Here is a 2,472-nt window from a genome sequence, read left to right as displayed (position 1 = left end):
TAATTATTGAATTTTATTTAAAATATGTTTTTATTATCAGCAATAAAACTGCTTTATCCTTATTTTTAGTTCTTATTTTGAACAAATCATTGGGCTAAAAAGTCTTTCAGGCATGCTCCACATGTTCAAAAGCTAACCTCCTAAATAGAAACAACGGTTTTGAGAAGCCCAAAACCGTTGTTTTCAATATTTCAGTTAGAATTTTCTGTTAAGAAGTCGTGCCTCTTACAATATTTAAGAAGTATAGATGACGTTCATACTGATCAATAATGTCTTGGATCAAATCTTCTTGTGTCCAATCCATCACATCATAGTTTTGTCCGCCTTCTCTTAAGAAAACTTCTGCTTGATAATATTGAGCCTCATCCGCATCACCTTGTCCTAACATAAAACTTGGTGGCACTGTTTCATGTGCATATACCGTATAGATAAAGTTAATCTCATGGTGATGGTCAACACGTAGCTGCAAACCTTGTTCAGTATTTTGAATATCCACTTCAAGATGACGGCGCTTGAACTCCCTTTGGATACTTTCAAAAGCCTTTCTGACTTGAGTATCAATATAAACCTTCACTTCCTCTTCAGTGTGAGGATAGTGCATGATCAATCCTAAACGCTGCTGCCAACTTCTTGGATTATTGATCGCTCTAGGCGTAGTGCGGGCCTCATTCAACATTCTGGCTTTAGTTGCATCCAGATTTAAGGCTTTTAATAGCCCCCACCCCATCAACATCATAATTAAGGCAAAAGGCAGCGCACTAACTAACATAGATGCTTGTAGAGTTGCCAAACCACCGACTAATAATAAGCACACTGTCAATGCAGCAATTAAAACTACCCAAAATACACGTTGCCATGCAGGCGTATCTTCAGTGTTAGCAGTTAAATAATTAACAACCAAAGCACCAGAGTCAGCAGAAGTCACAAAGAATAAAAGCACTAGAATTGCAGCCACCATACTCATGAGACCTGAGAATGGTAAATGATTTAAAAACTCAAAAAGTGCTACTGACGAATCCTTCTGCACCATTTCCATTAAAGCAATATTATTTTCTTGCATAATGCTAAATAGTGCAGCATTTCCCCAGAATCCCATCCATACAATCGTGAAGCCTGTTGGAATCAAAATGACACCGAGAATGAATTCTCGAACTGTTCGACCACGAGAAACTCTAGCAATGAACATCCCAACAAATGGAGACCATGCAATCCACCACGACCAGTAGAATACTGTCCAACCACCAATCCAACCTGTTGAATCGTAGGCTTGTAAATTGAACGTCATCACAAAAAGATTAGATAGATATTGCCCTGTATTCTCGACTGTTGTGCGTAATAGATGAATCGTTGGACCTGCCAAGAAAACAAAAACTACTAAAAGTACAGCAAGAATTAGATTCAGTTCTGATAAGCGTTTTACGCCCTTATCAAGACCTGCGAAAACAGAGAGCCCAGCCAAAATACTGACAAAAATAATCAACCCAATTTGAGTGGGAACACTTTGTTCAATACCGAATAAGTAATTTAATCCAGCATTAACTTGCAGAACACCGAAGCCGAGTGAGGTCGCAACACCAAAGATGGTACCGACGGTCGCAAAGGTATCAATTGCATCACCCCATCGACCATAAATACGTTTACCAATAATTGGATATAACGCAGAACGCGTTTTCAAAGGTAAGTTATGACGATAGGCAAAATAAGCAAGTGATAAACCAACCAACGCATATACAGCCCAAGCATGTACGCCCCAGTGGAAGAGTGTAATACGTAAAGCTTCTTTGGCTGCAGCTACGGTTTCAGGGTCGCTATTCGGTGGGGTTACATAATGCATGACAGGCTCTGCCACACCAAAGAACATCAGACCGACGCCCATACCCGCTGTAAATAACATTGCGAACCACGAACCATTCCCGTACTCAGGCTGACTATGATCAGGACCTAACTTAATATTTCCGCTGGAAGAACAGGCGATGTAGACGAGAAGCACAAGGAAAATAGCAACACAGAGAATATAGAACCAACTAAAAGAATCTGTAATCCACTGTTTAGCTTGAGAGGTTAATGTTTCAAATAGATGAGGTGCGACAATTGCAAAGACCAAGAACATTGCAATAATCAGTACCGTACTAAAGAATACGTTCCTGTTGACATTCGACAACGAGGATATTGTTTTGGAAGGCATGATTCCCCCATGTTTTTGTAATGATAATCGACAGACTTTAAAGTCAAATAAGGCATTCACAATGTGAATAAAAGCGAGTTCAGAACACGCAAAGCTCGATCAATAGTATAAAAAATGTGAAAAATAAAGCAGTTGTAATGCTGTAACAAAAGCTAATCTTTCTCTTTTGTCGACCTATTCAAAACATGCGGAATGTATTGCAAGGCAATTAATCTTGAAACAATAACAGCGAAGTACATTACCCCACCAAACATTTGCAGCATGGTAATTCCGCGAGCCGCAGGACT

1 protein-coding gene is annotated in these 2,472 nt (G+C 39.4%); it reads right to left on the bottom strand.

All coding sequences use genetic code 11. The features are described 5' to 3' along the window. Window positions 1-208: 208 nt before the first annotated feature. Entirely contained in the window at window positions 209-2,185 is a 1,977-nt protein-coding gene (locus B4237_RS11595) for a BCCT family transporter (protein WP_061525042.1), read from the bottom strand. Between the last annotated feature and the right edge of the window lie 287 nt (window positions 2,186-2,472).

It is taken from the genome of Acinetobacter sp. UBA6526 (assembly GCF_002434875.1).
Taxonomy (GTDB): domain Bacteria; phylum Pseudomonadota; class Gammaproteobacteria; order Pseudomonadales; family Moraxellaceae; genus Acinetobacter; species Acinetobacter venetianus.
The sequence above is the reverse complement of the archived record's forward strand: the minus strand, read 5'-3'. Positions and strand labels throughout refer to the sequence as shown.